This is a genomic window from Xanthobacter sp., assembly GCF_041911315.1.
Lineage (GTDB): Bacteria > Pseudomonadota > Alphaproteobacteria > Rhizobiales > Xanthobacteraceae > Xanthobacter > Xanthobacter aminoxidans.
The window spans coordinates 19,009-35,454 of record NZ_JAYRPE010000041.1; the positions used below are offsets into that span (position 1 = coordinate 19,009).

General features: G+C 66.6%; 16 protein-coding genes and 1 tRNA gene. 8 read left to right on the plus strand and 9 right to left on the minus strand.

What is annotated here, in order from left to right:
- Positions 1-8 precede the first annotated feature (8 nt).
- The 6 genes from ACE3QW_RS12790 to urtA form a co-directional block, all read right to left on the minus strand.
- On the minus strand, positions 9-866 hold the full coding sequence (locus tag ACE3QW_RS12790) for an urease accessory protein UreD (RefSeq protein ID WP_374251759.1): 858 nt from the start codon (positions 864-866) through the stop codon (positions 9-11).
- The gene (gene urtE, locus ACE3QW_RS12795) at positions 832-1,527 is read right to left on the minus strand and encodes an urea ABC transporter ATP-binding subunit UrtE (protein WP_029558584.1); all 696 of its coding nucleotides are present in this window, start codon (positions 1,525-1,527) and stop codon (positions 832-834) included. Before urtE ends, ACE3QW_RS12790 begins: the two co-directional genes overlap by 35 nt.
- Before the next feature lie 4 nt (positions 1,528-1,531).
- On the minus strand, positions 1,532-2,278 hold the full coding sequence (gene urtD / locus ACE3QW_RS12800) for an urea ABC transporter ATP-binding protein UrtD (RefSeq protein ID WP_374251837.1): 747 nt from the start codon (positions 2,276-2,278) through the stop codon (positions 1,532-1,534).
- A 116-nt stretch (positions 2,279-2,394) separates the two neighbouring features.
- Positions 2,395-3,528, minus strand: coding sequence for an urea ABC transporter permease subunit UrtC (gene urtC, locus ACE3QW_RS12805; protein WP_374251760.1), 1,134 nt, complete (start codon positions 3,526-3,528; stop codon positions 2,395-2,397).
- Positions 3,525-5,183: an urea ABC transporter permease subunit UrtB gene (urtB, locus tag ACE3QW_RS12810; protein WP_374251761.1), complete on the minus strand. Its 1,659-nt coding sequence runs from the start codon at positions 5,181-5,183 to the stop codon at positions 3,525-3,527. The genes urtC and urtB overlap by 4 nt, the downstream gene beginning before the upstream one ends.
- Positions 5,184-5,370: 187 nt before the next feature.
- Positions 5,371-6,606, minus strand: a complete 1,236-nt coding sequence (urtA, locus tag ACE3QW_RS12815; RefSeq protein ID WP_374251838.1) for an urea ABC transporter substrate-binding protein — start codon at positions 6,604-6,606, stop codon at positions 5,371-5,373.
- 693 nt (positions 6,607-7,299) lie between these two features.
- Here urtA and ACE3QW_RS12820 point away from each other — a divergent pair.
- Positions 7,300-7,911, plus strand: a complete 612-nt coding sequence (locus ACE3QW_RS12820; protein WP_374251762.1) for a carbonic anhydrase — start codon at positions 7,300-7,302, stop codon at positions 7,909-7,911.
- Between the two features lie 202 nt (positions 7,912-8,113).
- A complete protein-coding gene (mgtE, locus tag ACE3QW_RS12825; protein WP_374251763.1) occupies positions 8,114-9,454 on the plus strand; it encodes a magnesium transporter in 1,341 nt (446 codons plus the stop codon).
- Between the two features lie 4 nt (positions 9,455-9,458).
- Here the strand turns inward: mgtE and ACE3QW_RS12830 are convergent, their stop codons facing one another.
- Entirely contained in the window at positions 9,459-9,719 is a 261-nt protein-coding gene (locus ACE3QW_RS12830; RefSeq protein WP_024278958.1) for a hypothetical protein, read from the minus strand.
- A gap of 155 nt (positions 9,720-9,874) precedes the next feature.
- Between ACE3QW_RS12830 and ACE3QW_RS12835 the strand changes: the two genes are divergently transcribed.
- Positions 9,875-11,242: an HdeD family acid-resistance protein gene (locus ACE3QW_RS12835; protein ID WP_374251764.1), complete on the plus strand. Its 1,368-nt coding sequence runs from the start codon at positions 9,875-9,877 to the stop codon at positions 11,240-11,242.
- The gene (locus ACE3QW_RS12840) at positions 11,239-12,411 is read left to right on the plus strand and encodes an MFS transporter (RefSeq protein WP_374251765.1); all 1,173 of its coding nucleotides are present in this window, start codon (positions 11,239-11,241) and stop codon (positions 12,409-12,411) included. Before ACE3QW_RS12835 ends, ACE3QW_RS12840 begins: the two co-directional genes overlap by 4 nt.
- Positions 12,412-12,423: 12 nt before the next feature.
- Here ACE3QW_RS12840 and ACE3QW_RS12845 read toward each other — a convergent pair whose 3' ends face one another.
- Together ACE3QW_RS12845 and ACE3QW_RS12850 are read right to left on the minus strand one after the other, a co-directional pair.
- Positions 12,424-13,086, minus strand: coding sequence for a DUF1796 family putative cysteine peptidase (locus tag ACE3QW_RS12845; RefSeq protein ID WP_197023032.1), 663 nt, complete (start codon positions 13,084-13,086; stop codon positions 12,424-12,426).
- 209 nt (positions 13,087-13,295) lie between these two features.
- Positions 13,296-13,372, minus strand: a tRNA-Pro gene (locus ACE3QW_RS12850).
- Positions 13,373-13,538: 166 nt separating this feature from the next.
- On the opposite strand from ACE3QW_RS12850, the gene fabI reads away from it, so the two are divergent.
- The 4 genes from fabI to ACE3QW_RS12870 all read left to right on the plus strand — a co-directional run bounded on the left by fabI (position 13,539) and on the right by ACE3QW_RS12870 (position 16,428).
- Entirely contained in the window at positions 13,539-14,366 is an 828-nt protein-coding gene (gene fabI / locus ACE3QW_RS12855; RefSeq protein ID WP_024278954.1) for an enoyl-ACP reductase FabI, read from the plus strand.
- 31 nt (positions 14,367-14,397) lie between these two features.
- Positions 14,398-14,910, plus strand: coding sequence for a hypothetical protein (locus tag ACE3QW_RS12860; RefSeq protein ID WP_374251766.1), 513 nt, complete (start codon positions 14,398-14,400; stop codon positions 14,908-14,910).
- Between the two features lie 35 nt (positions 14,911-14,945).
- Complete coding sequence (locus ACE3QW_RS12865; protein WP_024278952.1) at positions 14,946-15,533, plus strand: histidine phosphatase family protein; 588 nt, start codon at positions 14,946-14,948, stop codon at positions 15,531-15,533.
- A 142-nt stretch (positions 15,534-15,675) separates the two neighbouring features.
- Positions 15,676-16,428 (plus strand): hypothetical protein, encoded by a 753-nt coding sequence (locus ACE3QW_RS12870; RefSeq protein ID WP_374251767.1) that lies wholly within the window; start codon positions 15,676-15,678, stop codon positions 16,426-16,428.
- Positions 16,429-16,446: the final 18 nt, after the last annotated feature.

A 16,446-nucleotide genomic window follows, 5' to 3' on the forward strand; every position in this document is an offset into this window, starting at 1 on the left:
AACGAGCATCAGGTGGCCCACACGCGGGGGAGCGGAGCCTTTCGGAAAGCCATCAGAAACGAGGTTGCGGCGCGGCGCAACGTCCCGATGTCGGGGGCGAGCCAGCGCACGGCGAGAATGCCGTTCCAGGCGCTGGCCCCGGCCTCGCAGGGCACGCTCTCCATGAGGGCGCGCGCCTCCTCCAGCCGCGCCTCGGAATCGGGCGCGATGTAGAGGAGCGTCGCCAGCGCCCGCGCGCCGCCCGCGACGGCCGGCCGCTCCAGCAGCGCGCCGATGGGGCCGGACAGGCGGAAGGCATCGGCGAACACCAGGGCGCCGCCGCGTCGGATGCGCCAGTGATCCTCAAGATGCCCCTCCCCCATCACGTCGCCATGGGCGAGGCGGCCCAGCATGAGCGCCTCGAAGGAGAGGAAGGTGGCGTCCGGCGCGAGGTCCACCGCGTAGCGGCGCTTCAGCCGGGCGCGGTCGAACAGAATGGTTTCCTGAGGCAACCATTCCAGCCGCGCGCCCTCCTGCGCTGCCAGCGACACGGAAATCTCCGCCAAAGGGCCATCGGAGCGATAGACCTTCTCGGCGGCCGGGGTTGCCACCGTGAGGTGCGCGCCCGGCCCGGCCGAGGCTTCAATCGTGAAGCGGTCGCCGCAGCAGACCCCGCCGGCGGTGTTGACGATGACGGCTTCCAGCCCCGGCCCGCCGCGCGGCATCCGCACGCGCATGGCGCCGCCTTCCGCAAGGTCGGCGACGCGCGTTACCGCGCCGAACCGCGCACCGGCGATGCGGACGCGGCCTTCGCTGCGCTGGCGCTGGGGCGGGAGGGGAGCCGACGTGGCGTCAGATCGCCATGAGGCGGCGAACATCGTCGCCATCCAGCCCACTCCTGTCACCGCTTGCCACCACCTCGCCCCGGTCCATCAGGATGAAGCTGTCGGCGAGGTCGCGGGCGAACTCGAAATACTGCTCCACCAGCACGATGGCCATGTCGCCCTTGTCCCTGAGGTAGGAAATGGCGCGGCCGATGTCCTTGATGATGGAGGGCTGGATGCCCTCCGTCGGCTCGTCCAGCACCAGCAGGCGCGGGCGGGTGACGAGGGCCCGGCCGATGGCGAGCTGCTGCTGCTGCCCGCCGGAGAGATCGCCGCCGCGACGGCGCAGCATGGATTTCAGCACCGGGAAGAGGTCGAACACCTCCTGCGGCACGTACTTCTCCTTGCTGGACAGGCGGGCGTATCCCGTCTCCAGATTTTCCTTCACCGAGAGCAGCGGGAACACCTCCCGCCCCTGCGGCACGAAGCCGATGCCCATCGCCGCGCGGTCGGGCGTGGAGAGCTTCGAAATCTCCTTGCCGTCCAGCGTGATGGAGCCGCCGGCGATGGGTCGCTGGCCGACGATGGCACGCAGGAGCGAGGTCTTGCCCACGCCGTTGCGGCCGAGCACGCATGTCACCTTGCCCGCTTCGGCGGAGACCGACACCTTCTTCAGGGTGTGGGCGGCGCCGTAATAGAGGTCGAGGTTTTCCACCTTCAGCATGGCCTCACCTCCCCAGATACACTTCGATGACGCGCTCGTCGGCACTCACCTGATCGAGCGGGCCTTCCGCCAGCACCGAGCCCTCGTGCAGCACCGTGACCTTCACGTCGAGGTCGCGCACGAACTGCATGTCGTGCTCCACCACCACCACCGAGCGGGTCTTGGCGATTTCCCTGAGGAGCACGGCGGTGTCCGCCGTCTCCTGGTCGGTCATGCCGGCGGCGGGCTCGTCCACCAGCAGCAGGCGCGGCTCCTGCGCCAGCAGCATGCCGATTTCCAGCCACTGCTTCTGCCCGTGGGAGAGGTCGCCGGCCCGGCGATAGCGGCTGTCCTTCAGGCGCACGCGCTCCAGCAGTTCCTCCACCCGCTCGCGCTCGTGGCGGCTCGGGTTCCACTCCATATTGGAGAAGGGGCGACGGTCGGCCTTCACCGCGAGGAGGATGTTGTCCTCCACCGAATGCATGTCGAACACGGTGGGAGTCTGGAACTTGCGGCCGATGCCGAGCTGGGCGATGGCAGCCTCGTCCAGGCTCGTGAGATCGTTGGTGCCGGCGAACAAGGCGACGCCCTGATTGGGGCGGGTCTTGCCGGTGATGACGTCCATCATCGTCGTCTTGCCGGCGCCGTTGGGGCCGATGATGGCCCGCATCTCGGCCTCGCCGATGACGAGGGAGAGCGCGTTCAATGCCCGGAAGCCGTCGAAGGAGACGGTGATGTTGTCGAGATAGAGCAGCGCCGAGGTCAGGGCCATTCGGTCCGGGGCGGGCTGCTCCTCCTTCAGGAAGCCTAGTTCGGCCTCCAGCGAGAGCGCGCCCTGCGACTTGACGGCATAGGGATCGGCAGAGGGAGTCAGCATGCTCATGGGGCTCACTCCGCCGGGGTCGTGCTGGGGGTGGGGTCCGAGGACGGCCGGCGGGCCTTCCACTTCTCGGAGAGGCTGGCCGCGAGGCCGAGCACGCCCTTGGGCAGGAACAGCGTCACCAGCACGAACAGCGCGCCGAGCGCGAACAGCCAGGCCTCCGGCAGCACACCGGTGAACCAGGTCTTGCCCGCATTCACGATGAGCGCGCCGAGCGCCGCGCCGACCAGAGTGCCGCGCCCGCCCACCGCCACCCAGATCACCATCTCGATGGATTGGGCAGGGGCGAACTCGGACGGGTTGATGATGCCCACCTGCGGCACGTAGAGCGCCCCGGCGACACCGGCCAGCATGGCCGAGAGCACCCAGGCGACAAGCTTGTAGTTCTCCACCCGGTAGCCGAGGAACCTTGTGCGGCTCTCCGCGTCGCGCACCGCCACCAGCACCTTGCCATACTTGGAGGTGACGAGCGCCCGGCAGAGCAGATAGCCCGCCGCCAAGGCCAATGCGGAAAGGAAGAACAGGGTCAGGCGTGTCGAGGGCGCGGAGATGGGGAAGCCCAGGATGTCCTTGAAATCGGTGAGGCCGTTGTTTCCGCCGAAGCCCATGTCATTGCGGAAGAAAGCGAGCATCAGCGCGAAGGTCATCGCCTGCGTGATGATGGAGAGGTAGACGCCGGTGACGCGCGAGCGGAAGGCGAACCAGCCGAACACGAAGGCCAGCGCCCCCGGCACCACAAGCACCATCAGCATGGCGAACGGGAAGATGTTGAAGCCTTCCCAGAACCAGGGCAGCTCCTTGTAGTTCAGGAACACCATGAAATCGGGCAGCACCGGATTGCCGTAGACACCGCGCGATCCGATCTGCCGCATCAGATACATGCCCATGGCGTACCCGCCGAGGGCGAAGAAGGCGCCGTGGCCGAGCGAGAGCACGCCGCAATAGCCCCACACCAGATCCACCGCCACGGCGAGCAGCGCGTAGCACAGATATTTGCCGAGCAGCGGGATCATGTAGTCCGGCACGTGCAGGGGATTGCCGGCGGGGAGCAGCAGGTTGGAGGCGGGGATGAGCACGCCCGCCGCCAGCACCACGATGAGGAAGATGCCGCCGGTGCGGTCGATGATGCGGGTGCGGTTCATGATTCCACCGCCCGGCCCTTGAGCGCGAACAGGCCGCGCGGGCGCTTCTGGATGAACAGGATGATGAAGACGAGCAGCAGGATCTTGCCCAGCACCGCCCCGGCGAACGGCTCCAGCAGCTTGTTGGCCACGCCCAGCGTAAAGGCGCCCACCAGCGTGCCCCAGAGGTTCCCGACGCCGCCGAACACCACCACCATGAAGCTGTCGATGATGTAGCCCTGCCCGAGGTTGGGGCTCACATTGTCGATCTGCGAGAGCGCCACACCCGCGATACCGGCGATGCCCGAGCCGAGGCCGAAGGTCAGTGCATCGATGCGGCCGGTGCGGATGCCCATGGCCGCCGCCATGCGCCGGTTCTGCGTCACCGCCCGGACGTAAAGGCCGAGCGGCGTTCGCCGCAGCACCAGCAGCAGGGTGAAGAACACGATCAGCGCGAAGCAGATGATCCAGAGCCGGTTGTAGGTGATGGACAATTGCCCGATCTGGAACGCGCCGGACATCCACGAAGGCGCGCCCACCTCCTGGTTGGTCGGGCCGAACACGGACCGCACCGCCTGCTGCAGGATGAGCGAGACACCCCAGGTGGCGAGCAGGGTTTCCAGCGGCCGGCCATAGAGGAAGCGGATCACCGTGCGCTCGATGAGGATGCCCACCAGAGCCGTGAACAGGAAGGCCAGCGGCAGCGCGATGGTGAGGGACCAGTCGAACAGATAGGGCGCCTTCTGGCGGATCAGCTCCTGCACCACGAAGGTGGTGTAGGCGCCGAGCATCACCATTTCGCCATGGGCCATGTTGATGACGCCCATGACGCCGAAGGTGATGGCGAGGCCGATGGCGGCCAGCAGCAGCACGGAGCCGAGCGATAGGCCGTACCAGACATTCTGCACCACGGCCCAGAACTTGAGGCTTTCCTCGGCCTTCGTGATGCCGGCCTCGGCAGCGGCCTTGAGGGCCGGAGACGAATTCGCCGGCAGGCTGCGCAGCAGGCTGATGGAGTCCTGATCGCCACGCGCGGCGATGAGCTGGATGGCGGCGCGGCGATCCGGCTCCGGCGCGTCAGCCTTGCCGATGAGGATGGCGGCACGGGCCTGCGCCAGCGCGGCCTTCACGGCCGGCACGGTTTCCTTGGCGATGGCCGCCTCGACCGTCGGCAGCGCCGCAGCATCGCGCGACTTGAACACGGCGGCGGCGGCATCGAGCCGTTTCGCCGGATCAGCATTGAGCAGCGTGAGCGCACCGGCCGCGGCATCGAGCGCGCGGCGGACGCGGTTGTTGGCCCGCACCGGCGAGAGGTTGGCCGGCGCGCTGCCGACGATGGCGCCCGAGGCTGGATCGACCATGCCGCTGGGGGTGCGGATGAAGACGGCCTTGCTCGCCGGATCATAAAGCAGGTTGCCGGCGGCCAGCGCCTCGACCACAGCGGCCGCCTGCGGGCTGCCCGAGGTGGCGAGCGCGGCGATCGCATCGGAGGTGTCGGAATAGCTGTCGTTGCCGAACTTGGCGATGATGCCGGAAATGTCCGGCTGGCTCTGCGCGCGGGCGGGGACCGAAGCCACGAGCCCGGCCAGCAGCACGGCAAGAAGCGAAAGAAGCAGGGTCCGCAGCGTGCTCGGCGAGGTCCTCGCCTGCGGTACGGAAGGGGGCAGCCGCATCATTCAGGTCATCCGCTCCGGCACGGCCGGACAAGCCGGCGGCCCTTATCGGGAGTGCAGCAGGGCTCCCCCTCCCCTTGCGGGGAGAGGGAGAGGCGCCCCGAGGGACGGTACGAGAGGTCGAGATGAAAACCGTGAAGAGCCTTGGGAAAGCCGCGGGGATCGATGATCCCCGCGCAATGGCAGCCGCTTACTTCGCTGCGGCGCCCAGGCACTTGTTCGTGGTGGTGTCGTAGTTGCCGCAATTGTACTTGACCCAGTCGGCGACGAGGTTCTTCGAGCCGTCCAGATACTTGGACCAGGCTTCGCCGGGGATCAGGTCCTTGGTCTTCCACACCACGTCGAACTGGCCGTTGTCCTTGATCTCGCCAATGAAGACCGGCTTGGTGATGTGGTGGTTCGGCAGCATCTCGGAGGTGCCGCCCGTGAGGTTGGCCTGCTTGATGCCGGGCAGCGCCGCGATCACCTTGTCCGGATCGGTCGTGCCGGCCTTCTCCACCGCCTTCACCCACATGTTGAAGCCGATATAGTGGGCTTCCATCGGGTCGTTGGTGACGCGCTTCGGGTTCTTGGTGAAGGCGTGCCACTTCTCGATGAACGCCTTGTTCTCGGGCGTGTCGATGGACATGAAGTAGTTCCAGGCCGCGAGGTGGCCGAGGAGCGGCTTGGTGTCGATGCCGGCGAGCTCTTCCTCGCCCACCGAGAAGGCCACGACCGGAATGTCGGTCGCCTTGATGCCCTGGTTGGCCAGTTCCTTGTAGAAGGGCACGTTGGCGTCACCATTGATGGTGGACACCACGGCGGTCTTCTTGCCCGCGGAGCCGAACTTCTTGATGTCGGAGACGATGGTCTGCCAGTCGGAATGTCCGAACGGCGTGTAGTTGATCATGATGTCCTCGGCCTTCACGCCGCGGGACTTCAGATAGGCTTCGAGGATCTTGTTGGTGGTGCGGGGGTAGACATAGTCCGTGCCCGCGAGCACCCAGCGCTCCACCTTCTCCTCGTTGGCGAGGTAGTCCACCGCCGGGATGGCCTGCTGGTTCGGCGCGGCGCCGGTGTAGAACACGTTGCGCTCGCTCTCCTCACCCTCGTACTGCACGGGGTAGAAGAGGATGTTGTTCAGCTCCTTGAACACCGGGAGCACGGACTTGCGCGACACCGAGGTCCAGCAGCCAAACACGGCCGCGACCTTGTCCTTGGTGATCAGCTCGCGGGCCTTCTCGGCGAACAGCGGCCAGTTGGAAGCCGGGTCCACCACCACGGCCTCGAGCTTCTTGCCGAGGAGGCCGCCCTTCTTGTTCTGCTCTTCGATGAGCATGAGCATCACGTCCTTCAGCGTGGTCTCGCTGATGGCCATGGTGCCCGACAGTGAATGCAGGATGCCGACCTTGATGGTGTCCTCGGCCCGTGCCGCGCCCACACCCATCGTGCCCGCGACGACGGCGGCAGCGGCAAGCGCTCCGAATCCCCTCCTGGTCGTCCGTCCCAGCAAACCGAGCATGCGCTCTCTCCCCTATTCCGACGGCCCGAGCGGGCCGACCAGTGGAGAGTGAGCAAGGCGCGTGCCAAGGCAGGCGGCGCCAGACAGGCAGGCGCCCCGCAATACCTCGCTCCAGTCCGGCCTCGGCCCACGAGAGCGTGGCTGGAGTGAATGCCCATCTATTAGGCAGAAGAGCGAATTGCAAATGGCTAAATTTACACCAACAACGGCGCACGATGCATGCAAGGGTTCGAAAGGGTAATTCGGTACTTCAGTACGCGCCACCGCGCCCCGCCACGACAAGACACTCTTCCGAAGCCATTTGCGCAACGATTAATCAGCGGGCCGCCGTAGCGCACGCCCTTCCCGACCCGGCGCGGCATGCTGGAAACGCCGGGCGCAACAATCGCCACGCCCAGCTCCAGCCTCAGAGGAAGTTGAAGAGGTACAGGAGGACGATAACCGAGATCGGAACACCCATGATCCAAAGTAGAATTCCGCGCATGTCCTTGGCTCCACACGTTTTCAAGGCGTCGCGATGAGAACGTGGCAAGGCGAACTCCGGTTCCGCACGGCATGCTCTTGACTTGTCCGCGAAGCTCAGACTTCCGTGGCCGCGTAACTGAAGGGAGCGATCGCGTGGACGAACTGATCTCCGGCTACCAACGGTTTCGCGAAACGGCATGGCCCGAGCGCAAGCAGCTGTTCGAGCGGCTGGCGGCGCGCGGCCAGAAGCCGGAAACGCTTGTCATCGCCTGCTCGGACAGCCGCGTCGATCCGCAGATGATTTTCGACGCCGGCCCGGGCGAGATGTTCGTGGTGCGCAACGTCGCCAACCTCGTCCCGCCGTTCATGCCCGACGCCAATTATCACGGTACTTCGGCGGCCATCGAGTTCGCGGTGCGGGTGCTGAAGGTGAAGCAGGTGGTGGTGCTCGGCCACGCCCAGTGTGGCGGCATCCACGCCCTGCTCGACGGCGCCCCTCCCGGCGCAGAGGATTTCGTCGCCGACTGGATGAAGATCGCCGAGCCGGCGCGGCTCATGGCCGAAGACGCCAGGCTTCCGCCGGATGAGCGCCAACGCTTCTGCGAGCAATGCTGCGTCAAGCTCTCCCTCGCCAACCTCGCCGGCTTCCCCTGGGTCGCCGAGCGTGTTGCGGAAGGCGACCTCAAGTTGCACGGCGCCTATTTCGGCGTGGCGACGGGCCGCCTGGAGCTTCTCGGCGACGACGGCACCTTCGCCCCCACCTGAGGTGGCCTTCGCTCCGGCGAGGCAGGTGACGCAGCAGGTGACGTAAAGGCGTGCCGAAAGGGCAACGTGGCCGGTTGTCCCGGCCGCGTTTCATCCCCTTGTATCAAATGGCGATTATCCGATATGGGTCGGCTCGACCGGCACCTTGCTTCTGACAGGGCCGATCCAGCTTGCACATCCCCTCGAACCGGGACACACCCATATGACCGACGCGGCTATCGCATCGCGGCTCGGGCACGAGCACGTCGCTGACATCGTCGAATTCCTCAATGGCAAGAGCGCCGAGGAAGCGACCGGCGTGGTTTCGCATATGCCGCTAAAATGGGCGGTGGAGGTGCTGGACCAGCCGCAGTTTCACGATGCCTGCGAGGTCATCGAGGCGCTGCCCCAGGAGAAGGCAGTCGGCATTCTCGAAGGGATGTCCGCCGACCGCGCCGCCGATGTGCTGCGCTGGATCGAGGAGCCGGCCAAGGGGCGCCTTCGGGACGCGCTCAGCCCCGAGGCGCAGGTGGCCATCGACCACCTGCTGACCTATCCCGAGGGCACGGCCGGCGCGCTGATGACCACAGAGTTCGTCTCGGTGCCGTCCAACTGGACCGTGCAGCAGACCCTCGACCATATCCGTGAGGTGGAGCGCAGCCGCGAGACCGTCTACGCCATTTATGTGCTCTCCCCCGGCACCCGGCGGCTGGTGAACACGGTGTCGCTGCGTCGGCTGATCTCGGGCAATCCCGGCGATTCGATCCTGTCGGTTGCGAACCCCTATACCCCGATCACCGTGCCGCCGAACCTGCCGCAGGAGGAGGTGGCGCGCACCATCTCCAAGTACGACTTCCTCGCCGTGCCCGTGGTGGACACGACCGGCCATGTCCTCGGCATCGTGACCGTCGACGACGTGATCGACGCCATGATCGAGGAGCAGACCGAGGACGTCCAGCGCATGGGCGGCATGGAGGCCATCGACGAGCCCTATCTCGAAATCTCCTTCAAGGAGATGATCAAGAAGCGCGCGGGCTGGCTGTGCATCCTGTTCATCTCCGAGATGTTCACGGCGAGCGCGATGCAGTTCTTCTCCGATGAACTGGAGAAGGCCATCGTGCTGGCCCTCTTCATCCCGCTGGTGATGAGCTCGGGCGGCAATTCGGGCTCGCAGGCCACCTCCCTCATCATCCGTGCCCTTGCCCTTCATCAGGTGCGGCTGCGCGACTGGTGGCGGGTCGCCCTGCGCGAACTGCCGACAGGTATCACGCTCGGCACCATCCTGGGTGTGATCGGCATCATCCGCATCGTCGTCTGGCAGCAGGCCGGGCTGTTCGACTATGGCGAGTACTGGAAGCTCCTGGCCGTCACCATCGGCGCCGCGCTGATCGGCATCGTCACCTTCGGCTCGCTGGCGGGATCGCTGATGCCGTTCCTGCTGAAGCGCCTCGGCTTTGACCCCGCCTCCGCCTCGGCGCCCTTCATCGCGACGCTGGTCGATGTGACCGGCATCGTGATCTATTTCTCCGTGGCCTGGCTGTTCCTCCACGGCACCATCCTGTGACGCCTCAGGACTGCCGGACGAAGCGCATCAGCGCGACGTAGCCGTCCTCTTCCGCGTCTTCCGATTCCTCCGCTTCCGCCGGCGTCTCAGCGTCGCTGGCGGCGGCGGCGAGGTCGGATGCCGTCACCTCGAACCCGCGAGAGGCGAGGAAGCGCACTGCATCGTCGGTGGAGGAGAAGCCCTCCACCGCCTCTGCGAGGACGGCGCTGAGGCCCGTGTTGCCCGACGCATCGGACTTCAGTCGATCCATGTCGGCGTTCGTCATTGAAATACCTCTCGATGGTTTTGCGTCCTTAAGCGGAACACGAGACCCACCGCGAAGTTCCGAAAGCCTTCCCCCGACCGGCGCGGACGACTTGCGTTCTTGATCCCTTTACCGTCATCCTGCGGCGGTTTCCGCTGAGTGATCCCCGCCCCGCCATGGTTAAGCTTGCCTTCCTGCTTGTGGGAGCCCGTGCATTGCGCGACCGCTGGTGGGTGCTCACCTTGGTCGCGGCCGCGCTGTTCCTTATCGCCTCCCTGATCCTGATCGACGCCATGGACGGCACCATGTCGGTGGCGACTCAGGTGTTCGGGGGCGTCTTCGTGTTCGAGGGCCTGCTGGGGCTCCTGACGGCCTTCGCCTTCTCGGGCACGCGCAGCCGGCTGCTGGCGCTCGGCCGCGCGGCCGCGCTTGTGTTCCTGGGCACCTTCATCCTCGATTACCCCTCCCATAACGGAATGGCGTTGTCCCTTCTGTTCGGCACTGCCTTTCTCGTGGACGGGGCAGCCCGCATCGCCACTGCGGCGGTGGTCCGGTTCCGCATGTGGCGTTCGACCGCGGCGGTGGGGGTGGTTGAACTCTTTCTGGCGCTGTTCATCGGCAGCCACTGGCCCCTCGCGCATGAGCTCAAGGTGCCGCTCGCGGTGGCCATGCTCACGCTGATGTCCGGCTGGATCATGCTGCGGGCGAGCCTGATGCTCAGAGCCCACCTCGCCGAAGTGGCCATCCTGAGCCTGCCCATCTATGGCGGGCGCGACTGGTACGAGAATGCGCCGGTGATCGTGGACGACACAGGCCCCCTCCCCCCCTGGGAAGGCCCCATGACCGTGCGCGTGTGGACCCCCACCGGCTCCGCCGACGTGAAGGACCACCACCCGGTGTTCGACCGCTACATCGCGGCGGTGGATCGCAACGGTGCGATTTCCACCGGTCACGCCTCGCTCGAGCTGAAGCCCGACCTCTACATCAGCCATTATCCGGCGGAGGAGATCGAGCATCCGCCGGATGAATTCGCCCGCATCCTGCGCGCCACGGCGGAGAACGACGTGAAAGGCCGCTTCCAGCCGTCCTACGCCTACGAATGCGCCAACTGGTGCGAGGCCGACCAGAAGGTGGAGTTCACCCGATTCGACACGCGGCGGCTCATGGCCTTCTGGGCCGGCTACCGTCAGGTGGACACCTACAACCTCACCGACCGCAATTGTTCGGTCGCGGTGGCCGCCGCGCTCGATTCGGCGCTGGAAGGGTGCCTCGCGACGCGGATGCCCTGGCTGCGGGTGGCCTCCCTCATGTTCAATCCGGACGTCTGGGCGGCCGCCTACATCCGCTCGCGGGCGGAGGCCATGAGCTGGACGCCCGGGCTCGTGCTCGACTACGCCCTCACGATGAAGCGGATCGTCGAGCCGGCGCCGCCGCCCTTCGCGGACCGACTGAGGGATTTCCTGCGCCGCTTCGCGGCGGGGCGCGCCGGCGCCACCCCTCCGGTGCGCCAACGCGCCGAGGCTGCGGGGCCAGCCCATCCGTGACCCACGAAAGCAGCGAGCCGATCCCCCCAGCCCTTCCCGACACATCCACCGTGCTCGCGCGCGGCGCGGTGATCGCGACGGCCATGGTCTTCGGCCTCACCTATTCCCTGACCGCCCCGCTCATCGCGTTCGATCTGGCCGCCCGCGGCCTCAGTGAAACCGTGATCGGTGCCAATGCCGCCATGCACGCCGTCGGGGTGCTGGCGACGGCGGTCATCCTGCCGCGGATGGTGGCCCTGCTCGGCCCCCGCCGGCTGATTCTCCTCGCCATCGCTGTCTCGGCGCTGGCGCTCGCCGCCTTCCCGGTCATGCCGGCCATCTGGCTCTGGTTCGTGCTCCGCCTGTTTCTCGGCATGGCGGCGGAGGCGCTGTTCGTCACCTCCGAGACCTGGATCAACGCGCTCTCGACCGAGAACACCCGCGCCCGCTCCATGGCGGCCTACACCGCCGCCATGTCGGTCGGACTTGCCCTTGGTCCGATGATTCTCTCCCTGGTCGGCACCGAGGGGGCGATGCCCTATCTGCTGGGTGCCGGCGTGGCGCTGGTCGCGGCGCTGTTCGTGGCATCGCCCAGGGTGATCGCGCCGCATTTCGACGAGCCGACCATCAGCAATCCGCTGCGCTTCGTGCGACTCGCGCCGCTGGCCCTGTCGGCGACCATGCTGAATGCCACCATCGAGACTGCCGGCCTCTCCTTCCTTGCGCTTTATGCGGTGGGACTCGGCTGGGCGGAGGAGCATGCGACACGGCTGATGTCGGTGATGATGATCGGCGCCATCCTGCTGCAACTGCCCATCGGCTGGCTCGGCGACATCATGGACCGCCGCAGGCTGGTGATCCTGCTCGCGGTCATCTCGGCGGTCGGAGCGGCGATCTGGCCGCTGGCGCTCGGCAACGTGGTGGCGACCTGTGCCCTGCTGTTCGTCTGGGGCGGCGCCTTCGTCGGCATCTACACCATCATGATCACGCTGGTGGGCAGCCGGTTCAAGGGCGGCGACCTCGTGGGCATCTACGCGGTCTCCGGCCTGTTCTGGGGCCTCGGCGCGCTCGTCGGCCCTCTGGGGGCGGGATTCGCCATGCAGATCCACCCCCATGGCCTGGCCGTGTTCGCTGCCCTCTCCTGCACCCTCTTTGCCGTCGCCGCCTGGCGATTGCGCGGGAGCGCGTGACGGGCAAGCGAATCAGGGAGCGGGCTCTCCAGGCGGCACCAACGTCTCCTTCAGATCGTCGAATCGGAACGCATCGCCTCCCCGACAGGAAATGCGCATGGACCGAAATGTGCGATCCCACCCGCGGGGAGAGCCGACATCGGTGCAGTCCTTCAGGCGAGGAACGGTTGCGGTCAGCAGCCACGGGCGGGGGCGCACCGGCGCATAGTCGAGCAGCAGCAGCCGGGGATCGGCGGCCATGGTGCACAGCTTCGCATGGAGGCTATCGATCGCCACCTCCAGCGCCTCTTCCCTGGGATCGTGCTCCGGGAGGCACTGCCGGACGAACAAAGTGATTCCCTGCGCGCAATCCCCCAGGAACCGCGCCTGAAGGGCCTGGTATTTCGGGATCAGGCGCCGCGCCATCTCCGCCTCTTCGAGGGCGAGAAAATCCTCTCCTGCGGGGAATTCGTGGAGGTGGATGGTGCCCGAGAGGTGGGAATACAGCGCGGGGTGGCCACCGTAATCCGGCACCTTCATGAGCTGCGCGGCCTCGAACACCGCCGGCGCGCCGGCGTCGAGCACCTTCATCACGCTGCCGAGCGGCGTCACCCACCAATCGAACGGATAGGCCCGCTCGGACCGAGAGAGGCGGCGCACCTGATAGGCCACTTCGCAAAGCGCGCCGAGACTCACGATTCGGTCCGGAACGAGCGCGGGAGTGCGGCGGAGAAGGCGGGACAACATGGCACCCGTCTACCATGAGACGGTAAAAGATGCCCTACGCAACCTCCCGCAGCAGAAAGAATCCGCGGGGTGTGACGCGTGCTTCGGCGCGCCCGGGGGCGGCGAACAATCATCGAGATGATGGGGGACAGGGTCTCCGGCCTGGCCGGATTTTCATCTGGTCGGAGTGGCAGGATTTGAACCTGCGACCCCCACGTCCCGAACGTGGTGCGCTACCAGACTGCGCTACACTCCGATCCAGAGGCGCCGCATCTAGCATCCGCTCTCGGGCGATGCAAGGGGGGCGACGCGCCAGCTTCGCTTGAACGGTGGATGGCCCCATGCCATAGGAAGCGCGCCCATGGTGCGTCCACTGGCCGGCATCATGGGTTTCAATAGCTTGAGCATGTGGAGTGGGGTCTATGGCGACGGACGGTTTCGCGAGCGGTCTTCTGAAGGGCAAGCGCGGGCTGATTCTCGGTGTCGCCAACAACCGATCCATCGCCTACGGAATCGCCAAGTCCGCGCGGGCCCATGGCGCCGAGCTCGCCCTCACCTATCAGGGCGAGGCGCTGAGGAAGCGGGTGGAGCCGCTGGCGGCGGAACTGGGCGGTCATCTGGTCGGCCACTGCGACGTCACCGAGCCCGAGACGCTGGACGCCGTCTTTGCCGAGACCGAACGCCTGTTCGGCACCCTCGATTTCGTCATCCATTGCATCGCCTTCTCGAACAAGGACGAGCTGGACGGCCGCTATGTGGAAACCACGGCGGACAATTTCACCAAGACCATGCTCATCTCCTGCTACTCCTTCACCGCCGTCGCGCAGCGGGCGGAGAAGCTGATGACCAATGGCGGCTCCCTCATCACGCTCACCTATTACGGCGCGGAAAAGTGGATGCCCCACTACAACGTCATGGGCGTGGCCAAGGCGGCGCTGGAGGCCAGCGTGCGGTATCTGGCCGCTGACCTCGGCCCCAAGGCGATCCGCGTGAACGCCATCTCCGCCGGCCCCATCAAGACGCTGGCCGCCTCGGGCATCGGCGACTTCCGCTACATCCTGAAGTGGAACGAGCTGAACTCGCCGCTGCGCCGCACCGTCACCACCGATGAGGTTGGCGACGCGGGCGTCTATCTCCTCTCCGATTTGTCGCGGGGTGTGACCGGCGAGGTGCATCATGTGGATGCCGGGTATCATATTGTGGGCATGAAGCATCCCGACGCGCCGGACCTCGCCCTCGTCCGCGATTGAACACGGCGCGCACCCACAAAGGAGACAAACCATGACGGCGCTTGATTCCCGGGCCTCCCGTTTCGCCCTCGCCGTTGCCGTCTCCGCGGGACTGGTCGTGTCTGCCGGTGCGGCGCTGGCGCAGAGCCCGCCGACCTTCGAGCAGTATCCGTTCCGCGACCGCGTGTTCGGCCCGGGCGGCGCGATCTTCCCGGACTATGTGACGCCCTACGAGAGCGGCGTCAGCTTCATGATCGGGGGCGGCGGCAGCCGCAGCGCGCTCTTCGCCGCCGGCACCTCGGACTACAACTGCCAGCAGACGCAGATTCCGACCATCCAGGTCCTCTCCGCCCCGCCCGGCGGCAAGGTCGGCATCCAGTATGGCCGCTTCGTCGCCACGGGAATCGATGGCGGGCGCACCACCAAGTGCATCGGCCAGCCGGCCAAGGGGCTCATCGTGAGCTACAAGGGCAAGGCGGCGCCGGGCTCGACCATCAAGCTGCGCGTGACCTACCCGCCGCGCGGCGAGTGGTACGACCACGTAATCACGATTCCGCCGCGGTGAGCGACGCCGCGCCCGACAGGGCGGGCCGGAGAGAGATGACGACGCGACGCTTTTTCCTCGTCCGCCATGGCGAGACCGACTGGAATGTGGTGGGCCGGCTCCAGGGGCGCCGCGACGTGCCGCTGAACACGCTCGGCCGCATCCAGGCGGGCCAGGTGGGGCGCGTGCTCGCCCAGCTGGCGGGAGATACGCGCGCCTTGGCCTATGTCTCCAGCCCCCTGTCGCGGGCCGTGGAGACCATGCGCATCCTGCGCACCGGCCTCGATCTGCCTGTCAGCGATTTCAAGACCGACATCCGCTTCGCTGAAATCTCCTTCGGCATATGGGAGGGCCAGACCTGGCCCGAGCTGCGCCGCCGCGACCATGACGCCGTGCGCCGGCGCGATCTCGATCCCTGGAACTTCGCGCCCCCCGGCGGCGAAAGCTATCGCACCCTGTGCGAGCGCGTCGGCGCGGCCTGCGCCGAGATCGAGGATGACGCCGTCATCGTCACCCACGGCGGCGTCATCCGCGCGCTGCTGCACGTGAAGGCCGGGATGCCGGAAGCCGAAGCCTCCAATCTGCCCGTGCGGCAGGGGGCGGTCTACGTGGTCTCCCGCGGCGGCTTCGAGGTCGCGGACTGAGCTTCCGCGCTGTCCGTCCACACATTTCCCCTTGGCATTTTTCTTGCTGCGTCAAACCGGTAGGCCCGGCACCCGTGTCGCGAACGCGACGGGCAGGGTCGTTTGTTGACGCCTTTTCACCCGAGCCCCGGGGGGACTTTTCATGACCGACATGGCCGAACTGCAGAAGCGGAAGATGCCGCTCAACCTCGCCATCGTCCATGTGGATCCGGACGCCTTCATCGCCCACTACATGGGCTGGCTGGAAATCACCAAATTCATCACCGCCCTGCGCGCCGGCGATGCGACGGTTCCGGCTGATGGCAAGACCCCCACCCTCAGCCCGGCCGACCTTGCCAACGGCGGCGTGCACAATGTCGCCAACGACGCCATGTTCGCCTTCTGCATGACGGCCGCGCTGAAAGGCGACAAGGCGGCGGTCGACAAGGTGGAGGCCGCCTTCATCGACGCCTGGGGGAAGGAGTATCCGGGCAACTTCGCCCTCTGGCACTTCCGCACCAACATCGAGACGCCCATCACGCTCGAGGATTTCGTGGGACAGGCCGGCAAGAAGATGCTGCTGGGCGACATCCCGCCCCCGCCGCTGCGCGCCAAGGAGAACTGGAGCGCGGGCCTGCGCTTCTTCGAGAAGGCCCGCAAGTCCAACTTCGTCCACGAGATCATGTACCCGCTGGCCCTGTGGCACCGCGCCAAATGGACCGAGACGCTGGAGAAGGGCATCGCCTTCCTCAAGCACATCGAGGATACGGTGCCGGTCCTGCGCGAAACGCTCGAAGAGAAGCGCAACGATCAGCCCTTCATCGCCAACATCCTGCTGAAGAACGCGTTCGGCGTGGATATGGAGCTGACCGAGGAATACGAGGGCTTCCTGCGCTCCCTCGCCCGGCGGGATTAATCGAGAGGCCGAAGGTCC

Bases quoted from the DNA above. Each gene is read 5' to 3' on its own strand.
- ACE3QW_RS12790 (WP_374251759.1), bottom strand. From the start codon at position 866: ATGGCGACGATGTTCGCCGCCTCATGGCGATCTGACGCCACGTCGGCT.
- urtE (WP_029558584.1), bottom strand. From the start codon at position 1,527: ATGCTGAAGGTGGAAAACCTCGACCTCTATTACGGCGCCGCCCACACC.
- urtD (WP_374251837.1), bottom strand. From the start codon at position 2,278: ATGGCCCTGACCTCGGCGCTGCTCTATCTCGACAACATCACCGTCTCC.
- urtC (WP_374251760.1), bottom strand. From the start codon at position 3,528: ATGAACCGCACCCGCATCATCGACCGCACCGGCGGCATCTTCCTCATC.
- urtB (WP_374251761.1), bottom strand. From the start codon at position 5,183: ATGATGCGGCTGCCCCCTTCCGTACCGCAGGCGAGGACCTCGCCGAGC.
- urtA (WP_374251838.1), bottom strand. From the start codon at position 6,606: ATGGGTGTGGGCGCGGCACGGGCCGAGGACACCATCAAGGTCGGCATC.
- mgtE (WP_374251763.1), top strand. From the start codon at position 8,114: ATGACCGACGCGGCTATCGCATCGCGGCTCGGGCACGAGCACGTCGCT.
- ACE3QW_RS12830 (WP_024278958.1), bottom strand. From the start codon at position 9,719: ATGACGAACGCCGACATGGATCGACTGAAGTCCGATGCGTCGGGCAAC.
- ACE3QW_RS12835 (WP_374251764.1), top strand. From the start codon at position 9,875: ATGGTTAAGCTTGCCTTCCTGCTTGTGGGAGCCCGTGCATTGCGCGAC.
- fabI (WP_024278954.1), top strand. From the start codon at position 13,539: ATGGCGACGGACGGTTTCGCGAGCGGTCTTCTGAAGGGCAAGCGCGGG.
- ACE3QW_RS12860 (WP_374251766.1), top strand. From the start codon at position 14,398: ATGACGGCGCTTGATTCCCGGGCCTCCCGTTTCGCCCTCGCCGTTGCC.
- ACE3QW_RS12865 (WP_024278952.1), top strand. From the start codon at position 14,946: ATGACGACGCGACGCTTTTTCCTCGTCCGCCATGGCGAGACCGACTGG.
- ACE3QW_RS12870 (WP_374251767.1), top strand. From the start codon at position 15,676: ATGACCGACATGGCCGAACTGCAGAAGCGGAAGATGCCGCTCAACCTC.